Consider the following 17,082-nt stretch of genomic DNA (forward strand, 5'->3'; position numbering starts at 1 on the left):
TGACAAGTCTCAGGAATGTCTTCTGCTGGGGTTCAGACAGTTCAGGTCAACTGGGAGACGGGGCCACCCTTGCCGACAAAAATATTCCGACCGCACTCGACATGACTTCCCTTGCAACAGGCGAACGCTTCACCCGGCTGACGGCCGGAGCTTCACATGGCTGTGGCATCACGAGCCATGGCCGGAGCTTTTGCTGGGGTTCGGACGGTTCGGGTCAGCTTGGGGATGGCAGCACTCTTGCGGACAAGGGGATACCGACTGCGGTCGATGTCTCATCGCTCGCCAGTGGCGAGGTGTTCAGTCAGATCACCGCCGGTGGGACGCTGACCTGCGGGCTTACAAGTCATGGCCGCGGCTTTTGCTGGGGGGCCGGCTCACGTGGTCAGATCGGGGATGGCGGCAATACCGACCGTGGTGTTCCGACTCCAATCGATGATTCCATCCTCTAAATGCCAGCCCCGACCACGAAAAGACCTCAATCTCCTGATTCCAGTACCGACATATCGATATGGAATCGGGAGATTTTTGATGTTATTGGGTCTTCGCAAAAGTTTCGGAGCAAAGATATTTTGTTTCGTCGTCATATTGGTCTGCGTCCTGGTGATTTCCATCACCGGTAAAAATACGCAGCGTCTGAGTAGTTTTCTAAGTCGCCAATATCAAAGCTCTCTCATCGACTCCACCGAGCTTATTGGACTTCAAGTTGGTGAGATATTATCCCGCTGGGACACAAAACTAAATTTCCTTGCCCAGCGCATCATGCAGGCTCCGGCTTCTGAGCGGCCCGATCTGCTCGACCGCTTTATGAAAAGCGAAAAGGGCCTTACTGGATTGCAACTTCAGCGCCTCGACCCGAATCAGGTTATCCTTGTGAGCGCCATGACAGGAAGCGAAAATTTACCTCCTTTCTCCGAAATTACGGAACCTAATGGAAATTCGGACATTTCGATTGTCATCCATCCCAGCATGCCAAACTCAGGCTTGATGTTTCGCAAAATCCAGGTCCGAGGGGGAGGTCCACCGGTGGGGATATGGCTGCAATTTGATATCCGGGTCCTGCTGGCGGGCATGAAGAAAAGCAAAGGGATGAAAATCTTCTTACTTGATGAAAATTTTTTCGATTTTACCCAACGGAAACATTACAGCGCCCTCGTGGATCAAACGGCCTTTGCTGGAAAAATTTTGCATCTCATCAAGCAGGAGTTAGGGTTCGGTTATCTGGGAGAGCTGATTCAGGACCAGCGTGAGTATCTTGTGGCTTATTACCGCCCGTCAATCTATCCCGTCTATCTGCTTATCCACCTCGACGCTTCAGCCATTCAGAAGGGAATTCAGTCTTTCATTTTTGAAATGTTGAAATGGACCCTGCTGTTCCTGCTCGTGGCTGTCCTGATTGCAAAATGGATGGCCAGGAGCCTCGTGCGTGACCTTCGTGGACTGCATATTGGAACTCAGCAACTGGCAGCCGGACGCTTCGATCATGTTGTACCCGTGCGCTCAGACGATGAGATTGGACAGCTCTCTGCGTCGTTCAACCTCATGACCCAGAGAGTTCTGACACTCATGGCAGGAGAAAGAGAGAAGGCCAGGCTTGGGGCAGAGATAGCGACAGCGCAGGTCGTGCAGAATGCATTCTTTAAGGACAAATCCGCCACTAATGGGAGTTTGCGCATTTCGAGCTTCTACCAGCCCGCTGCAGAATGTGGTGGTGACTGGTGGGGACGGTTCTCTCTCGCCCCTGGAAAAGAACTCATCGTAATGGGTGATGCCACAGGTAAGGGCGTGCCTGCAGCGTTGGTCACTGCTATTGCCTATACGACGGTCCACATCCACGTTCAGGACATAAAGGAGGGTCGATGCAGTTCCGACGATCCTGCCGCTGTCTTGAAAATCCTCAACGACACGCTCTATCAAACCCTTAAAGGCGTGTATTCCATGACGTTTTTAGCGGCAATTATGGATAGCGTGCATGAAAAATTAATTTTTGCCAACGGCGGCCATCCATTTCCCGTCTTCATTCCAACCGACGCCAGCGACAGCCGCATCACTCAACCGGCCAGGTACCCATTCCGCTTTCTGATTCAAAAGAATAATACTTCGAACGTGCTCGGGCTTGATGCCGACACCCGGTTCACGAATGAAGTTTTTGCCATTTCTCCGGGCGATAGGTTTATTCTTCATTCCCGTGGCCTTGTGGAAGTGGCTGACGAAAAGAGGCAGCCATGGGGCAATCGAGGGCTGGAGCGATTCTTGAAGAATCATGCCCATCTCGAAACTCATCAACTCTGTCAGGACATGATAAGCCATGTGATTGATATTAATGCTCAGAAGCATCAGTTTGCCGATGATTTTACAATCGTGTTTGTTGATTTCGTTAAAATCAAAGATCTTGCTGCTTGACAATAGGATCGGGAGATCACGTTGCGATTTCGGTTCTTCATAGTATGGACGACTCTCACGATGGGGACCATTCTCTGGATGCGCTTCCGGCCTCCTGACGAGACGGAAGGTATTCCCTTGGCCTTACTGGCCAGCAGCAGCGGTCGTGTTGAGCTGAAAAAGTCCGGTGCATTCTTGTGGAAGCGCATGGAGGACGGCGGCAGCATATTTTCCTTGGACTCCATCTCCACGGGTTCAAATAGCAGTGCCGTTCTGCAGATGAACAATGGAAGCCTCGTCCTGGTTCCCGGCGACACCCAGCTTAAGATTCTGGCGCAAAAGCTCAGCCTTGGATTTGAGATTGTACTGCAGGCGGGAGGGGTTTCCGTCGTGGCTCCCAAGCAGTCTGGCAAGGACGCAATCGCCCTTGAATACCCCATAAAATTAACAACGCGCACATACAGTTTCGATCTATCCCATATGATCGGAATCTTCCGTATCCATCCAAACCTGGGCATTCAAGCTGATCAACCAGGCAGCATAACGATTGCTGGACCGCAGCAGAGCCGCAGTCTCATTCATGCCTTGCGCGATTGCGACATGAAGGAAGGATGCGCCATAGACGAACGCATCATGCAGTCCCCTGGAATGAACGACATCCTCCTCCAGAATACAAAACAACCGCAACAACCGCAAAAGGTGGAACCAACTCGAATCGCCAAGCCTCGCCCTATCCTTGCCGCAAAACGACTCCAACGACCTTTGGAACCGGGCACCCCACCCTGGACAACGGCTGCGAGTGAGGAGATGAAACGGCCTGATCACCCAGAAATCTCTCTCAAACACACCCACTATTGGGTCAAAACTTCCCTACGGGAGGCGGCCAATCTACCAATCGGAATTGAATTGATTTGGCGTCCGATGAAGAGACTGCCGGGCTGGAATGCTGCTTTCAGGGTTCAAAGCGTAGCAACTGGACGATCGCTCGTATTCTCACTGGGCCTTGAGAGCACCGCGATAACGCTTTCACTCAAGGCCATTGAATCCATTCTGCATGCAGACTGGGGACTATCGCAAGCATTGACCATCGAGTTCGGATGGCAAAGTTCAGGGAATCAGAAGAGTGGCCCTATCTTTGCTCCCTTGAAACATAACATTCAGATCCAGACGCTCCAGTTTCGTTCACCCGTCAACATTCTAGTGAACCCTGGGAAATGGGTGGTTTCTCGGAATTCCTGGCTTGCAACACGCACGAAAACTGAATATTTAGCCAAATATTGGATCCCAAATCCAGATATTATCCCTGAATTTGAAGGGCTCTTACAGGGAGCCGATTCTTTCCACATCGAGGCAGCCCCGGGCGCTCACACTTCGTTTGATACGGGAATCATACGCAACTCACAACTCATTATCATGACGGACCATGCATCTATTCAGAAGATACCGGTTAATTTCTATGAGCAATTTAAACCTGACTTGGTATTCCGAGGGTCACGCGCTTCCTATCTCGGCATTGGGAAGCAATTCGACCTTTTCACAGCACTGCAGAGCGGCCAGCCTGTATACTATCTGAAAGGGGAAAACGTCCTCAGGATAGACTCTGACTTCTTTGCGTCCCAAGATGCTGTCGATCGCTTTGTCCGACAATTGAACCCGTATCTTTTCCGACACCCGGTGGACATCCTATTCAGGAGGCCACCATGATTTTCGGAATCAGGAACAGGTTCCACACCAGGATCTTCATTTTCGTTGTGCTGCTTGTTGTCCTCGTTGTTGCATTTATAACTGGCAGGAATATCCTGAATATCCATGACTCGTTGAGTCGCCAGTATAGGAAGACTTTGATTGACGGCACTCAACTGGTTGGACTGCGCATGAACGGGCTGCTAAACCGCTGGGAAACCAAGATCACACTCTTCTCCCACGTTCTTCTGCGAGCCCCACAGGAAATGCGTTCGCATTTGATTGATTCATTCATTAAGAGTGAAGCGGGCGTGGTGGCAGTTCAAATCATCCAGTTGGCTGAGGAACCGGTTATCCTTGCCAGTGGCATGACTGACCCGGGTTTGACCTTGGACACGGTTGGACTGAGCGAGGTCATGAAAACGGCGGATAACAGCATCCAACATCATCCCACCGATCCCTCTCTCGGCGTCTTTATGCGGACAATCGCTGTCGAGGACGGCACTGATCCGGTTGGGGTGTTGCTTTATTTCAAGTTAAAAGCATTGATCCAGGATAATCAGCCAAGCGACAGTGTGGAAATCTACCTCTTAAATCATGATTTTTACGATATACTGCAACAGCGCTCTTATGGAGACCTGATCAAGCAAAATAAATTTGCGGCGCTGACTCAGTCGCGAATGAAAAGAAAGGGTTCATCAGGCTACTTGGGTGAACTCAGCATGGATGGGGAAAGGGTGTTTGTTGCTTTTCACCAACTGCCGGCCTATCCTCTTTACGTTCTTGTGCATTTGAACGGATCGGCGATTGAGAATGCCATCCTTTCGTTTATCATCGAGATGCTACAATGGACCGTACTCTTTGTCCTGTGCGCCATCCTCTGCGCCCGGTGGATAACATCGAATCTACTCCAAAATCTTCGGGAGCTTCATGCCGCAACCCAGCGTGCCGTGGCCGGTAATTTCGGTCAGTTGATACGCGTGCGATCCCGCGACGAAATCGGCGAACTGGCTGCCTCTTTCAACATTATGTCAAACAAACTTGTCGAGCTGCTGACCCGGGAAAGGGAAAAAACCCGACTGAGCCAGGCTTTGAGCACAGCGCAGACTGTCCAGAATACCTTCTTCAAGGATACACGTATAAGAAATGGCAGATTGAATATCACAAGTTTCTATAAACCGGCTTCGGAATGCGGTGGTGATTGGTGGGGAAGATTTTCGCTGTCCCATGGCAAGGAGCTGATCCTGATTGGAGATGCCACGGGACACGGTGTGCCCGCGGCCCTGGTAACAGCTATGGCCTATACTGCGGCTCACACGCATATCCAGCGGATAAGGGAGGGAGGTCACAGTGAGGATGATCCAGCCCAGATCATGCGGATGATTAACCGCATGCTTCACAATACATTCTCGGGATCTTATTGCATGACGTTTCTGTCAATGGTCGTTGATAGCCGCAAGGGATGTCTTATCTTCTCCAACGGAGGTCATCCCTTTCCGGTTATTATGCCTGCTCATGCTGATGACAATCGATTGATGCCAAATGGCAAATTTCCTTTCCGGTTTCTTATTCAAAAAAGGAAGTCATCCAATATCCTCGGCATAGACTCGGAGACGGAATACTTTAATGAATCCTGTGAGTTGAGAGATGGAGACAAGATTTTGCTCTATACTGATGGACTGACCGAAGCAGCGGACAGCCGCGGTCGTCAATGGGGCAATCGAAACATGCAGATGTTTTTGAAGAAGCACGCGCGATGTGATCCACAGCAGCTATGTGATGAATTGATACGGGAAGTGATGCGATTCAATGCGCAGCAGGATCACTTTGCGGACGACCTGACAGTTGTCATCGTAGCCCATGAGAAGGAAGCGGCTTAGGATCTTTCAGCATTCTTTTCATATTGGCGCTCTGCCCGATGATAATTTTGGTACCGGGGGTGATATCTCCGGCTTCTCCTTCATACAGGAGTTCAAAAACTGCCAATTCTCCATTCAATCGGACCATCTGCAGCAACAGGCCGTCCTTGTGCTGGTCACCTCGAACGGATAAGGATAAAGCGCTATTGTTCAGAAGCAGAGCCTGCGCGAGTTCATTTCGCTTTTCAAGGAGCGCCGCCAGGATAAAGCGGCCTTTCCTGGCGAGTACAACGGCATCATAAGCCAAATGCATGGACAGCCATTTGAGGAAGGTCGACGCGCTCAGCCTATCTTTGTCTGTAATAGACCATTGGCCAATCGCAACCAGTCCAGCGAGTTCCTTTTTAAACACAGATATGGTTTTCCGGTTGTCCTGGAACATCAGATGCACCGGGGAGATACTGAGAAGTTGGCTCTCTGACGGCTGCCCATCTGCCATCAGAGTCAACTCCTTACTGAAGCCAAGATAGGATCCATCGAAATATTGTATGAAGCTCATGCTGGCCAGTTCCAAACCGATTCTTCGCCAATTGTCCATTTGATCAACTTGAGACGTTTCGACTGTGAAGGTGCGCACCAGGCCAGGACTTTGCAGCAGAACGATGTCAGGAATTTCCTCAAACCACTGACGAGGATCAGGAACGCCACCATGTGACGGCACGCTCGTCGCAAGCAGTACACACAAAATAGTAAATAATTTCACCATGATAGTGCGACACCTCCGCTGATGAATATCAAATTGATATCAGCTTGATCGACACTCAAACTCTTCTGACTACGGTTGTCACCCGAATCCGTATTAATTTCAAGATTCTCCGCACTTCCTGATAGGAATAGCTCCCAACCCGGCGATTGATCCAGCGAAGGCATATGATAGTGAGCGCTTAGACCCGCTTTGTGGCTGATAGCCGTCACAAGCTGACGTCCGATTTTGGAGCTTCCAGGTATACTAAAGTCCATCCAGAACCTGCTGCGGAATGATTCAAATTCCTTCTCCACGCCGAAAGTCAATGCCATATCATAGATATTCTTACTGTTGATCGTCAGGCTGCTACCAAGGCCGTTGTCATGCTCAACCATGAAATGCGACTTGATTTGCAGGAATTCCAAAGTTGGTTGCAGTTCCATACGCGTCATATAAAATTGCCAAGCCTTGGGTGGCTCCCATTCGATGGCGCGCCCCAGGGAAATCCTCTGCATGCTAAAGGCTTCCTGACCAAGCCCGGTCGCGCGGCTGACATTGGGGACCGTTTCATAACCAACACGCAGCCCCTCCCACGGACCACTCCGAATTTCCACCTGCAAAGCATTCATCGCAGCTTTCGTCAAGAGCGATGATCCCCGCAAGATGGAATAGCCATAGAAAAAGGTTACATAATTTGCATCCCATCTTCTGAAATGTAAAAGTTCCTGTTCGGATAGAGCGCAGAGAGGCTGAGAGTGGTCAGCATGAACAGCGTTGCAGGGATTTGAGTCGCGGGTTTTTGACCCAGTATTTTGAATCCAGTATTTTTGTTTTTTCCGAAGAGGCAAATAGCCGTTGGCAGCTTGATAAAAGCTTTCCGATTCATCCTTCAAAAGGCGGGACCGAACACGTGGCAGGAAAATACCCGGACTCTGATAGAAAAGATCATAGACTAACAGCTCTTTTCCTGGCCGGAATATAGGAGGGAGTGAGGGAAGCAGAATCCGCGCATTGGTTTTTCCATGTTCATAAGCCCACCCTGTGGGCAGGTTGGCCATGAGCATTGCGGACAACATCGAGGCTGATTTCTCATCCTGAAGAAGGATCGAAAACTTGTCTCTCGCACGAAAGCTGAGCCTCTGGACCCTATGAACTTGGGCACCGTCTTCGAAACTGACCTGAATTTCCCAGTGCCGTTTGCTCTCCATCAGAGCAATGTGCCAACGATGAGCGTCTGATCGCTTGATCTCTGATGTGCCCAGCCCAACACACTCAAAACTGTCCAAAAATCCAAGGCGAGACGGAGACGCAAGCAAGGCATCGCCGAATCTCTGGCAAAACTGTGCCCACCCATTACGATCCGAACGTATGCTATTCAAAGCCTTCTCGCTTGAGAAGCTAATAACAGCGCTCTGCTTTCCCGGGACGACCGGAACCAGAACCTGAGCCGAGGCGGAAGGCGATATGGAGAGAAAGACCGGCAGACTGAACTTTTTCAGAAGGCTCGCAATCATGCTGTCGTCCCAAGGTTGATCGAGACACGAAAACGAAGAACGCAACAATATGCGGATCATTCCATCCATAATGACATCGGACACGTATCGAATCAAGAATATTCCCCATTGCTCTCGGAGCTGTCCGAACACATCGTTGGGAGGTCGACTGAGAGCCAGGGTAATTCACTTGCCCCCCTCTCCATAAGAGCTGGTTTAAGAAGTTGTCCGTCAATGCTTTCATGCCAAATGCTGCAGCATAAGACGGATCATACCTATTATATAAAGGCTCCGCTCGTTGATGGCACCGCTCATAATCCTTGCTCAGTCGACGATTTCTTCCAAGCCATCCAAAAAGTTATCTCCACAATCCACTTTATTGGGAGAACCTTGAATCCTTTCTCATCGTCCGATCGTTTAACAATGTGTGAGGCCTTCTTTCGTGGCAATTGACTTCGGCTTGCGTTTCTTGAGCTGCAGGCCATTGCCATAATATATCCACTCCGTACGCTTATGATTTTGCCCAAGGCCCGCGCTCTGCACAGCAAGATGCACGCGAGGACAGCCGAATCCTGGACGCTCTTCGAGCAGGTCCTTCATTCTGCCCAGGACCTAATGATCGTCCGTTGGCCTTTTCTCGTATCGGATCGTAGACCGATTCTCAGACGTTGAGCTTCCGAGACATAGCGACACAAGAACCTCAAGTTGCTATGCGTCGCGCCATATTGTTAGAATGATTACTTGATTGAGTAAAGAGGCTTCGCCCGTGTGAGACATTCGAAGACTCAAACTCCTTGATGCCCCTTTGAAAGTTCAATCATGCAAGGAATCACTCATCAATGAAGAGATTCAGCGCGATTTTCTTTTTACTCGCGACACTTGGGTTTTGGGGTAAGGCGTTTTCGCAAGAGCCGGTCGTTATTGACGATACGTTTGAGTTTGTTCGACTTGATAAAGGTAATTTACGGTATTTTTATCAGGACAAGACAATAAATTGGCTTCCGATTGACGCCATCGACTATCTAAAAGAAAGAAATCTTGAGGAGAAACGTCGCAAGAATTTTGCCTACTATGATGCACTCTATCAATCCGTTCCCTTCACACAGATTACTGCCGTGCTCAAACCGGAAATACGAGATCGATTCCTGAAGCTTGAGCAGCCCAGACCCAATTTTGGACTCATCAATCGGCCTGTCTGGTATAAAGTCAAGCTAAAATACCAAGGGCAGCAAGAGAAAAGGAAAATTATTTTCAACGTCAAGGGATATCTGTTTGATGCGCAGTACTTTCTCGTTGATCAGGACGATAGGGTCCTGGTTTCCTACAGAAAAAGTATTCAGACTCCCAAAGTACTAAAAGAGCGGGCTGATAGTGGGAACAATGTAGCCTACGCCATCGAATTGAGTTCGGAAAAAAGGGAGGTTGATCTGTATTTTCTGATTTATACCTCAGTCGTTCCCCATCAGCTCGATATGGAATTTCATTCGGAAGAGCATCTTGATGAGACCTTGCAAAGTTGGCTTCCGTTCCAGTGGGCTTATGCGGGTGCAACGCTCGGACTGCTTATCTACAACTTCGGAATATTCCTCATATCAAGACAAAAGGTATACCTGTATTATGTGTTTTTCGTTGGCACCACCCTTCTCTTGACATCTGGGATAAACGGGTTTTATTTTAATTTTTTCACAGAAAATACTGCTGTCTATTGGACCCATTATCTCCTGCTTTCCCTGGGGATTCATGGGATTTTCTTTGTTGCATTCGCGCGGAAATTCCTGCCCTTCGATCGGAATCAAAGACTTGAGAGAATCACAGGAATCGCCCAGAAAATGGTCATAGCAGCGGCCGTTCTTTACGCGATTGGCTCAGCCCAGTATATGCTTCTCCTTGGCTTCGCGATGATTTGTACCATTATTCCCTTGATAGTTGGTCCTGCGGTCTGGCTCATTTTCAAGAAGGAAAAACAGGCGATACTTTTTATGCTGGCTTTTTCAACCTATCTGTTCGGTTCTTTCTTAAGAACGTTAATGATTCAGGGCGCTTTACCCAGTTTTCCTGTGCTGGATTACATTATGGAGATTGGCTCCGTAACCGAAGCACTCTTCCTGTCCATCGCCATGGGTGACAAGCTGAGGACATTGAATTTGAGCCTCGAAAAATACATCAACAAAGTTGAAGAAATTGTGGAAGAAAAGACCAGAGCGATCCGCTCCATTATGAGACACATCCATCAGGGGATTTTTTCCATACTGCCGGGAGTTAGAATCAACGACGAATACAGCCAGCACTTGTGTAGCATAGTCGGAACGACGGAAATCCTACAGGCGAATCCAGTTCAGCTTCTCACTGAAAGGTCCAACCTGAACGAAGACGATATATCGCGCATGAAGACGACGATTGAATTGGCATTAAGCTCGCCCTTGGAATTCGAGGTTAATGAGAACCATCTTCCGAGGGAAATCGAAAGAGATGGTATATCGCTGGAAATTGACTGGCAGGTGATAGAAAACGAGAACAATGACACGGAAAAATTGCTTGTCACTCTGAGGGATGTAACGGAAATCAAGAAGCTTAGAGGATTGGCCGACAAACATGAGAAAGAGATCGCAAAAATAGCGGAGCTTCTGGCAATAGACGCAGAGGAATGCCAGCGCTTTTTTGAAAGCTCGAAGAAAATGCTGACAGAGGTTCGTGCGCTATTGAACTCAGGCACGCCGTGTGATGGGGCGAAGATTCGGGCCATTTTCATGAAATATCATACGATGAAAGGCCATGTTCGAAGCCTCGGATTTAAAGAGCTTGCTAATGCCATACATAAGGCAGAGCATCTTTGCAGTCTCTATCAATCGAATCCAAGGTCCGTCGAGATAGAGAGATTGAGGGCAGACTATGATATCGTCGCCTCGATTTTGGAGAATTACATTTCTCTCTTTAGCGAAAAACTCGGGCGCTCAGCGTCAAACGTTGTCAATTTTAGAAAGGACGCAATCTTGAAAGTGCTTGAAGCCTTCCGACGCCTGCCGCCATCAGACAGGTTGGTCGTTTCGGAAGGGGAGGCCATACTTCATCGCGCGTACTTTAAAAGCCTGACCGCCGTTCTGTGGGATTGTAGCCAAAAAGCTGTGCCGTTGGCAGCTGAGCTCGGCAAACTCGAACCTAAATTCATTATCGATTGCCCTGACCTGGACTTGCCGCCTCAAACTGTTGAATTGCTTCAAAATGTTTTTATCCACCTCCTGCGCAATTCCCTGGATCATGGTCTGGAAACACCTGATTTACGCATGAGCAGGAACAAAACTCCTCATGGATGTATCAAAATACTCGGGTCGATAGAAGAAACAGTACTGATTCTATCGGTCGGTGATGACGGCCAGGGCTTGAATCTGGGTAGAATAAGAGAAAAAGCTATTGAAAAATCCATCATCGAAGGTGATAGCCAGGACCCGCTGGTCATTGCCAATGCCATCTTTGGTTCAGGATTTTCCACGGCGACACGAACTTCAGAAATTTCTGGCCGCGGCGTGGGAATGGATGCAGTCCGCACGATGCTGGAGGAAGCTGGGGGGCGAATCGATATAGTCTTTTATGAGGCGCACAAGGTTGCCGCGGATTCAGAGGCGGCGGCATTTTACTTTAGAATTGAACTTCCCGGATGCACTTGGGTGTGGAACTTTGATCAGCGACTGCTTCATGCATCCAGCTGATAACTGATGAAGAACGGGAAGAAAATAAGCGCCGGCGATGAGGGATTTAATGGCAAGCTTTCAAACACATCTTTTGTCGTTTCTGCTTCGGATGTAACCCAGGCCATGGATTTTTTCGCGGCATCTGAAGCAAAACAATCATTCACCCTTCTCGAGGCGGTCACCTTTCAATGGGAAGGCCACTCTCGCGCGAGAAGCGCCCCACATCATCGGAATACCGAATACTGAGGAAAAACCAGCTTGCGTCTCGAGGGTTTGCTAACGAGGTTCGATGGTTTTCTTCGAGAATTGACTCAATACACTGCAAAATCTGTTGCCCCGGCTCATGCTCTTCATGCCACCGAAAGGCCCGATGCAGGAAGCGCCCCGTAGACGGCTGATAGCTGAACCACCAGTCAAAGGAATAGCTTGGATGGCCTTGAAAGCATGCCCGCAGTCTCGATTCGCGCCGGCTCAAGGCATTGTATAGATCCCTAGCCCATGGAGCCGCGATCTTTTGATCATTCTCAAATTTTCGTCGCTCAGGGACGAAGACCAGAAACCTTTCATTGAGCGGAGTTCTGGCAGTACCCCTGCCCGGAAAGTTTGATACCAAAGGCGATCGAGATTCCTGGCACTGGAACAGGCCCAGAAGGATCAGGACGATGATCAGTCCGCAGGCCATCAAACACCGGCGCCTACGCCTGCGTTGCTTCTCCGCATAATAGTCCTGCCAGCCCTTCATTTCTCGCTGATCCGCCATGAATACGCTGGTGACTGGTCAGCCTGAACGTTGACCAGGGCCCCCAGACGTATAACCCGAAAAACATTAAGCATCACACGGTCAGGTTGGGGAAAAGGCCATGGAAGGACATCACCTGGCTCCATAGCGATCGTACCAAGATGAGCATAACCCTGACCTCTCACCTGACGATCCTGCCGTCCCTGATTGAACCCGGACCTTTGGATCAGAAGACCATCCAAGGCCTTTCTTACGTCCTGTTGAATTTTTGACTGTCGCCGATGACCTGAGTGGTAATCAAGCAATTCTTCCAGGTGGCGTAGAAACGGCTGAAAACTTTCGATCACTGGGTTCGACTGGGCGCTCAAATGCTCAAGGAACATCTGCATGAACTTCAGTGCTTTTCGGGGCTCATTCTTCATCTCATTTTTTAGCTCTTGAAGTAATATCGATTCACGACCTTGGGCCAGCAATACGACCTTGGGTTTGACTTGGTCCAGGCGATAGCCCAACGTGTCTTGACTGGTTAAACTGTCAAGGAGATAGGGCTCATGATAGAATGCACTCGTCCAGAAAATATCCTGGGCCATGAGTTTGAAAGTTCCAGCATCCAGGTACGATCTTAGAAAATCCAGGAAGCGCTTCTCAAATCGAAACTGCAGGAGTGCATACTTGATCCATTTCAAGGCGAGTGCTGCTGCATCGCCTGATTCCAAGCTCCTCGACAAACGAAGGACACGAGCAAAATCCTGGAGTGCAGGGATCACCTGTCCTTTTCGAAAGTGCTCCACGCCACGATGCAAAGCGATGGCCGATCCCTTGGCAAAAACCCCCTTTTCGCCAAGCTGAATCAGAGTCTCTCCTCGGGAACCAGACCAGATTGCCGACCGCAGCCCGGAATCCAACTTATCGATCAGGCTGATCAGACGTTCCACCTGGGACTCTTCTTCCGCAGAAAGTGCCAGATCCAGCCAGCGGAGAAGCAGCTTGACCTTCAACTCCTTTTCATTCCCACTGTCGACGATTAACTGTGGAATGTAAGCCTTGGTCTCGCTTTCCAGGCGTTGGTATGCCTCACTGGATACAGCAGCTGAATCGCGAATGAATTGATCCTGGCTGGCAGCATCCTCTGATTGCTGATTCAAGAAAAGGCGCAGGGCCTGTATACGAAGTTCGAGGAGCTGGACTTCGTCGGGGTGCTTCCAAGCCTGGCGAGCCTTCTCGAGAAGGTCCAGCATGACCAGCGCCCGGGCGTTGTCAGCCAATACAAAGTCCCGCTTCTTATCCCATTCGGGCATGCTTCTTTCGATCCGGGAGACGGCACCACAACCCGACCGTTGAAGTGAGAGGTTCTTGATTTCTTCAGGCGCCAAAGTCTGGCCAAAATCTATGCGCCGTAGCTGATAACCCAACTTGAAGGCCTCCAGGCCTTCTGAAACCGCACGGGTGGATGCCTTCTGATCCCGGCGGTGTCGAACCAGATAATTATGCAGGACCAGAGTCCAAAGCTGATCGCCTTCTTGATCGGCTTCCAAATTCTCAGGGCATAAATCCAGGGCATCAACACTGGCCCAAAGCAGCGAAGCAAAGCGAGGAACGTAGGGAGACTTTTCGCTCTCGAGATCCAGGCTCTGAAACAAATACCAATGCTGGAGTACTTTCTGAAAATCATAATCTCTGGCCGATAAAAAGGCATTGCGGTAAACCGCCTCAGGCAGGCCCGTCTGGGCTTCGGCTCGCCCCCATAACAGCAGACTCAGGGCAAGAATAGCAAATACCTTAGGAAGCATAGCCCACCCCAAGCGTTAAGGAGTACCAGGCTTTCAGTTTACGATCGGGAGACGCCATAGGCATTTCATACAAGAACCGTGTGTTCCAATTGATGCCAGATCGATAATAATTGTCCCATTGGAGTCCAAACCCTAAGCTGTGACGGCTCCGCAGAATGCGCATGGAGGGGGGGGCATGTTCCTGAAGTCTTCTCAACTCGTCGTCGGAAAGATTAAGCCGATGGAATCTCGTAAACAGCTCAACCGGATCCTCCACGGCATTGGAATAGAGGTGTGAATTAACCTGGGCAACGCTGCTCAGCACGAACTGCGAAGCGGGGACCCAGGAAACCATGGGATTCCCTATACCTTCCAGAATGGGGACCTCGATTCCATTCTGCCATTCCAACCTTGATGGTCGACCCGTCTGTTGAAAAGGCGTTTTACCTATTTGCCGTGAGGCCTCGGACTCGTAAGTCTTGACATCAACCAATGTGGACTTCACGACAAAGCTATCCGAAGGCAAGCGCAGAGCAATACCCCCGTAGCTCGATTCAAAATTGTTGTATTCTATAAACTGACCCAACTCAATATTCAGTATAAATGGCCTCTTCCTCCATTCCACGATAGACGGGCGCTTGACATAAGCAATGCTGCGATCAATGAGAGACTCCAGAGGAACCTTCCGGTCCGCAGCCGCGGTTTCCGACCGAGCGACAGACGACACCATAAAAACCAGGAGAACGAATATTCGACACTTCATACTCACCTCCCCTCTGGCCGAGGGAGCTGCGGCTGATAACACCGCGTAGCGAATTCCTCATACCAGGGACCATTCAGTATGTATCGACCAGTCTCATCAAAGGCGGGATGCTGACAATATCGAGTACACTTGGTCAGTACGGAACGGAAAGGCAGAGGCTTGTTCTGCAAAGCCGCTTCGCCAAGCTCGTCCGTCAGGCTTTGCTGACCACGTATGGAGATGTAACTGACAAAGTCTTTGGGCCCAATGGCTGAGCTGGTTGTATAGCGGACGGAAACCAGGAACGGGGCCTGAAGCCGCAGACCAAGGTTATAGACCCTATCCTCATTCCGCAATCGATGCTCCATAGGCAGAAGGCTGACTGAACTGGCCGCTTCGCTTCCTCCCCGAATCCCCCTTTGCGTCAGAATCTGATAGGCAAACACCTGCGCGAAATCATGAAGTGGGCAAAAACTTAGGGATTCGCGAGCTAGGATCGGAAGCTGGTCAAAGGGATTGAAAACATAGTGAAGATCATTTGCACGAACATAGGTGAGCCGGCCACCACTGTCAGGCTCCCGCGGCGTGTAGATTGCGAATTCGTCAATTTTCGCACCCCATTTTTGAGCGTCGTCCATCTCCTGAAAGCTTTCATAGTCGGGAAGAACAGGCGCACTTCGAACCTCAAGAGGGCCCAACACGAATTTTGACGGCTGGAACGCACAGGAGCTCAGAGTCGATGTCTCCCCATCCTGGACTTCAGTGGGGCACCAAATGAGAGAAGTTGGGGTCATACCCGAGGAGGATACCGCAGGAAAGCTATCATAGACAAATATTGCGGCAACCCGAGGGAACTGCTCGCCATTGGCAATGGCAGCCAGGCTTTGGCCAACGACATCAACAATCACGGGGGAGAGTTCCCTCAGATTGTAATGAAGAATCAGCACAAGGGCCAGATCCTGACCAGTGTTCTGCCTGGCTGCCAACACTTTTTCATAGAGGAAAGATACAATCGTCTCGCGATTGAAGTTTCCTTGGTCCATGCAATAGTCGATTCTATTAGTGGTAAAATGCAGCCGATCGACCTGATAGTCCAGATAATCCTGACTGACGGCTTGGCACGTGGCAAATATCAGGCGCACCTGTTCGGCCTTTGTAAAGGCCAACTGCAGATCCTGCACGATATTTTCAACAACAGGATTTTTCCGACCGTATGCAACCGCATGGTAAGAGCCTTCGCCATCCATAACCTCCGTCCATCCACAGACCTGCGCAAAAGCGGGTCCGACTCGAACCATAAGCCATGAATCAGCTCCTTGTTCACTGCCCATGGTATGAGGACCAAGGTCTGCGCCTCCACAATCAGATGATGTGCCATACAGCGAAGGGTTGATGCGATCGGGTTCACTGGAATCCACCTGCGCGCGAATGCCCGTGATTCGATAGGGACGTCGCAAGCCGAGTGCCTCAGCCTCCTCATGGGAGAGACCGGGGAAGGAATGCCGACCACGCCATTGGACATAAGCATTCATCGCGTCAAAGACGCCATAAATAGAGAAGCTGCGCCGCAGAGGGCTGGTTCTATGCACAGATACCACGGGGATGGACTGGGATTCAGCCAACTCCGCATCACGATGGTAGCGGTAGCGCAACTGAACACTCGCGATGGGTTCCGTCCAGCGGATGCTTAAGCTGCCACATAAACTTTGACGACCACAATCGACCTCTTCATGGGGATGCAGATAAGTCCAGAACCCAATATCCTGCCAGGTCTCCCCTTGATCAAACGACAGCTCGAGGCTCCCCTCCGGACGGAAGGCTTGTGGGTTATCGAGCTGATAAAAAAGGAAAAATGTGCTCTCGTCCTCGAACCAAAAAGGCTTGGCCAACGCAAAATGCAAAGGCTCCCGCAGCAAACCAACCTTGTCCCGGCACGCCGTCAGGGCAAAAAGGAAACTCGCAATGGAGAAAATCCAGCGGTGCAAGG

Annotated in this window: 12 protein-coding genes; 7 read left to right on the plus strand and 5 right to left on the minus strand. The window is 50.0% G+C overall.

The features are described from left to right. The 4 genes from OLTU_RS32370 to OLTU_RS17080 form a co-directional block, all read left to right on the plus strand. Positions 1-449 (plus strand): RCC1 domain-containing protein (locus OLTU_RS32370; protein ID WP_218110084.1); only part of this gene is annotated, 449 nt, incomplete at its 5' end. Positions 450-528: 79 nt separating this feature from the next. Then, positions 529-2,400 (plus strand): PP2C family protein-serine/threonine phosphatase, encoded by a 1,872-nt coding sequence (locus tag OLTU_RS17070; RefSeq protein WP_176736711.1) that lies wholly within the window; start codon positions 529-531, stop codon positions 2,398-2,400. 60 nt (positions 2,401-2,460) lie between these two features. Then, a complete protein-coding gene (locus tag OLTU_RS17075) occupies positions 2,461-4,083 on the plus strand; it encodes a FecR family protein (RefSeq protein ID WP_141733969.1) in 1,623 nt (540 codons plus the stop codon). Beyond that, positions 4,080-5,942: a SpoIIE family protein phosphatase gene (locus tag OLTU_RS17080; RefSeq protein ID WP_141733971.1), complete on the plus strand. Its 1,863-nt coding sequence runs from the start codon at positions 4,080-4,082 to the stop codon at positions 5,940-5,942. The genes OLTU_RS17075 and OLTU_RS17080 overlap by 4 nt, the downstream gene beginning before the upstream one ends. Here OLTU_RS17080 and OLTU_RS17085 read toward each other — a convergent pair. Next, positions 5,911-6,687 (minus strand): hypothetical protein, encoded by a 777-nt coding sequence (locus tag OLTU_RS17085; protein WP_141733972.1) that lies wholly within the window; start codon positions 6,685-6,687, stop codon positions 5,911-5,913. The two genes, OLTU_RS17080 and OLTU_RS17085, sit on opposite strands and share 32 nt — an antisense overlap. Further along, positions 6,681-8,249, minus strand: coding sequence for a hypothetical protein (locus tag OLTU_RS17090; RefSeq protein ID WP_218110085.1), 1,569 nt, complete (start codon positions 8,247-8,249; stop codon positions 6,681-6,683). The genes OLTU_RS17085 and OLTU_RS17090 overlap by 7 nt, the downstream gene beginning before the upstream one ends. Positions 8,250-8,998: 749 nt before the next feature. On the opposite strand from OLTU_RS17090, the gene OLTU_RS17095 reads away from it, so the two are divergent. Continuing rightward, on the plus strand, positions 8,999-11,863 hold the full coding sequence (locus OLTU_RS17095; protein ID WP_141733974.1) for a 7TM diverse intracellular signaling domain-containing protein: 2,865 nt from the start codon (positions 8,999-9,001) through the stop codon (positions 11,861-11,863). A 6-nt stretch (positions 11,864-11,869) separates the two neighbouring features. Then, positions 11,870-12,091, plus strand: coding sequence for a hypothetical protein (locus tag OLTU_RS17100; RefSeq protein WP_141733975.1), 222 nt, complete (start codon positions 11,870-11,872; stop codon positions 12,089-12,091). A gap of 492 nt (positions 12,092-12,583) precedes the next feature. Here the strand turns inward: OLTU_RS17100 and OLTU_RS32375 are convergent, their stop codons facing one another. Continuing rightward, complete coding sequence (locus OLTU_RS32375) at positions 12,584-13,519, minus strand: hypothetical protein (protein WP_218110086.1); 936 nt, start codon at positions 13,517-13,519, stop codon at positions 12,584-12,586. 198 nt (positions 13,520-13,717) lie between these two features. Between OLTU_RS32375 and OLTU_RS32380 the strand changes: the two genes are divergently transcribed. After that, positions 13,718-13,930 (plus strand): hypothetical protein, encoded by a 213-nt coding sequence (locus OLTU_RS32380; RefSeq protein ID WP_218110087.1) that lies wholly within the window; start codon positions 13,718-13,720, stop codon positions 13,928-13,930. A gap of 433 nt (positions 13,931-14,363) precedes the next feature. Here OLTU_RS32380 and OLTU_RS17110 read toward each other — a convergent pair whose 3' ends face one another. Further along, the gene (locus OLTU_RS17110; RefSeq protein WP_141733977.1) at positions 14,364-15,116 is read right to left on the minus strand and encodes a hypothetical protein; all 753 of its coding nucleotides are present in this window, start codon (positions 15,114-15,116) and stop codon (positions 14,364-14,366) included. Between the two features lie 2 nt (positions 15,117-15,118). Next, complete coding sequence (locus OLTU_RS17115; RefSeq protein ID WP_141733978.1) at positions 15,119-17,080, minus strand: hypothetical protein; 1,962 nt, start codon at positions 17,078-17,080, stop codon at positions 15,119-15,121. Positions 17,081-17,082: the final 2 nt, after the last annotated feature.

The organism is Oligoflexus tunisiensis (assembly GCF_001748245.1).
Lineage (GTDB): Bacteria > Bdellovibrionota_B > Oligoflexia > Oligoflexales > Oligoflexaceae > Oligoflexus > Oligoflexus tunisiensis.